General features: G+C 63.3%; 2 protein-coding genes. Both read left to right on the top strand.

Translation table 11 applies throughout. The features are described from left to right. The coding region (locus tag VN004_RS11730) for an efflux RND transporter permease subunit (protein ID WP_325610162.1) at window positions 1-988 on the top strand (988 nt) is incomplete at its 5' end. 64 nt (window positions 989-1,052) lie between these two features. Further along, window positions 1,053-3,321, top strand: a 2,269-nt coding sequence (locus VN004_RS11725; protein ID WP_325610160.1) for an efflux RND transporter permease subunit, incomplete at its 3' end; no start/stop codon positions are given.

The raw sequence follows: 3,321 nt of genomic DNA, 5'->3' as shown, positions 1-3,321 counted from the left end.
GCTGCAGATCGATATCGACCGCCAGCGCGCCGCGCGCTATGGGCTGACGCCGGGCGACATCAATTCCACCATTCACATCGCCATCGGCGGGGAATCCGCCGGCAACATCTACGAGCCGGGAAGCGACAAGTATTTTCCCATTGTGGTGCGGCTGGCGCCGCAGTTCCGGCAATCGGCCGAAGCCATCCAGAACATTCGCATCAGCGTCCAGGGGCCGGGCGGCACCATCGTCCAGATTCCGTTAAGCGAGGTCGCGACCGTTCATCTGGTGTCCGGCGCGTCTTACATCTACCGCGAGAAGCAGCAGCGTTATCTGCCGATCAAGTTCAGCGTCCGTGAGCGCGATCTCGGCAGCGCCATCCTGGAGGCTCAAACCAAGATCGCGCAGGAGGTCAGCCTGCCGCTCGGTTCGCGCCTCGAGTGGGTCGGCGAGTTCAGCAATCTGCAAGACGCCGTGGCGCGGCTGCAGGTCGTGGTGCCGATCAGTCTGGCCATGATCGGGCTTCTGCTGTGGATCAACTTCGGCTCGCTGCCGGATACGCTTCTGGCCATGAGCGTCATTCCGATGGCCGTGATCGGCGGTATCTTCGGCCTGTTCGTCATGCATATTCCGTTCAGCGTGTCGGCCGCCATCGGCTTTATCGCGCTGTTCGGTATTTCGACGATGGATGGGATTATCATCCTATCGCAATACAACCAGCTCATCGCCACGGGGCTGGACCGTCGCGCCGCTGTGTTGCGGGCCGGTGAATTGCAGATGCGGCCGGTGTTGATGACCTGCGTCATCGCCGGAGTCGGGCTCTTGCCGGCGATGTTATCCACGGGTATCGGATCGCAGGTGCAGAAGCCGCTGGCGACCGTGGTGGTTTGCGGCATGATGCTCGCCCCCTTCGTGATCCTCGTGACCTTGCCGGTGCTGATCGAGATGTTTTCACGCCGTTCTGCGCCCGGCTTGAAACACGATACGCTGGCTGAACCGGCGCATTGACGGGACGGGGGCCGCCGCCGATGCTGGGCGAGGGGGCCCGTTCACCGTCAATTTTCAGGCGTTCATGATTCGCAGCCTTATTGCCACTTGCCTGTCCCGGCGCCCGCTGGTCCTGATCGGATTTGCCGCGTTCCTCGGTATCGGCATCGCCGCGTTCCGCGCGATGAATATCGAGGCCTATCCCGACCCGGCGCCGCCGATCATCGAAATCATCGCGCAATATCCCGGCCAGTCGCCAGAGGAGGTTGAGCGTTACGTCACGGTGCCGATCGAGATCGCGGTGGCCAGCACGCCCGGCCTGAAGTTCATCCGCTCCAACTCCGTGTTTGCGCTCGGCTTCGTCCGCCTGCAGTTCGAGTATGGTCGCGACTATTACTTCGTGCTGCAGCAGGCGCTGAACCGGCTGAAGGAGGCGAATCTGCCCCCGCAGGTCCAGCCGGTGATATCGCCCGCGGGCACCATCAGCGAAATCTTCCGTTATCAGCTCGTCGGCCCGCCGGGCATGGACCTGATCCAGTTGCGCACGCTGCAGGACTGGGTGGTGGAGCGCCGCTTGCGGCTGGTGCCGGGCGTCTCAGACGTGCTCGTGCTCGGGGGCAAGACCAAGGAATTCCAGGCGGAGATCGACCTGAACCGGATGCGGGCCTTCGGCCTGACCTTGCCGCAGATCATGAACGCGATCTCGGCCAGCAATTCCAACGTTGGCGGCCGGACCATCAGCCTGGGCGAGCAATCGGTCAACGTCCGTGGGCTCGGCGTGCTGACGTCGCTGAAGGATATCGGCAACATCGTTCTGACGCAGCAGGGAGGGCTGCCGGTCCTTCTGTCGGACGTCGCCAAGGTGCAGGTCGGCTACCGCCCGCGGCTCGGCATGGCCGGCCGGGACGAGACGACCGACGTCGTGAACGGCATCGTCCTGATGCAGAAGTTCGAGCGCACGATGGAGGTGGTGACGCGCGTCCGCGCGGCCATACACACGCTCAACACCGACGGAACGCTGCCCAAGGGCGTGAAGATCGTGCCGTTCTACGACCGCGGCGACCTGGTCGCCATCACGGTGCGCACGGTGCTGCACAACATGATGTTCGGCATCTCGCTGATCTTCCTGATTCAGTGGCTGTTCCTGGGCAACCTGCGCTCGGCGATCATCGTGGCGGCGACCATACCGGGGGCGCTGTTCCTCGCGGTCATCATCACCGTGCTGCGCGGCGATTCGGCCAACCTCTTGTCGATCGGCGCCATCGACCTCGGCATCATCGTCGATGCCACCGTCATCATGGTGGAGAACATATTCCGCCATCTTGCCCACCAGACCCGGCGCGCCTTCGCCGATGGCGAATTGAGCCTCTCCGGCAAGCTCCAGCGTATCCTTGCGGCGGCCGTCGAGGTCGATCGGGCGATCTTCTTCTCGGTGATCATCACCATCGCCGCATTCCTGCCCCTGTTCACCATGCAGGGCGTGGAAGGGCAGATTTTTGGGCCCATGGCGCGTACCTACGCCTACGCCCTCACCGGCGCGGTGATCGCGACGTTCACGGTGACGCCGGTGCTGGCCTCGGTCCTGCTCCCGGAGAAGGTGGAGGAGATCGAGACGTTCCTGGTCCGCGGCATGCGCCGGGCGTATCAGGCTATCTTGCCGCTAGCCGTTCACAACGCGCGGATCGCGGCGACGATCGCGGCTGCATTCCTCATCGTTGTCGGTGTGCTCGGGGCACGGCTGGGCACCGAATTCCTGCCCAAGCTTGAGGAGGGCAATCTCTGGATCCGCGCCGTGATGCCGCCGACGATCACCCTCGAGGCCGGCGAGGACGTGGTCGCCAAGATTCGCCACGAGATCATGCAATTCGCGCCGGTGCAGACAGTGGCCTCCGAGCAGGGGCGCGGTGACGACGCCACCGATCCCGACGGCTCGTTCCTTGCGGAGTTCTTCGTTCCCCTGAAACCGAAGGAGCAATGGCCGGCCGGTTTGACCAAGGACAAGTTGGTCGAGGAAATGAACGCCAAGCTCGGTTCCGAGTTCATCGGCGTCGATTTCAACTTCTCGCAATATATTCAGGACAACATCGAGGAAGCCGTGTCCGGCGTGAAGGGAGAGAACTCGGTCAAGCTGTTCGGCCCGGACCTCGCCGAGCTGGAGAGGCTTTCAAAAGTCGTCAAGGCCGAATTGGCCAAGGTGCCGGGCGTGGTCAATCCGGCGGCCTTCAATCTTCTGGGCCAGCCCAATCTTGTCGTCCGCATCAATCGGGAGAAGGCCGCGCGTTACGGCTTCTCGGTGGATGACATCAATTCGGTCGTGGAAGCGGCCATCGGCGGCAAGGAGGTCACGCGCGTCT

Source organism: Pseudorhodoplanes sp., from assembly GCF_035565855.1.
Taxonomy (GTDB): Bacteria; Pseudomonadota; Alphaproteobacteria; order Rhizobiales; family Xanthobacteraceae; genus Pseudorhodoplanes.
Note: the sequence above shows the minus strand (reverse complement) of the source record. Positions and strands in the feature narration are given on the sequence as shown.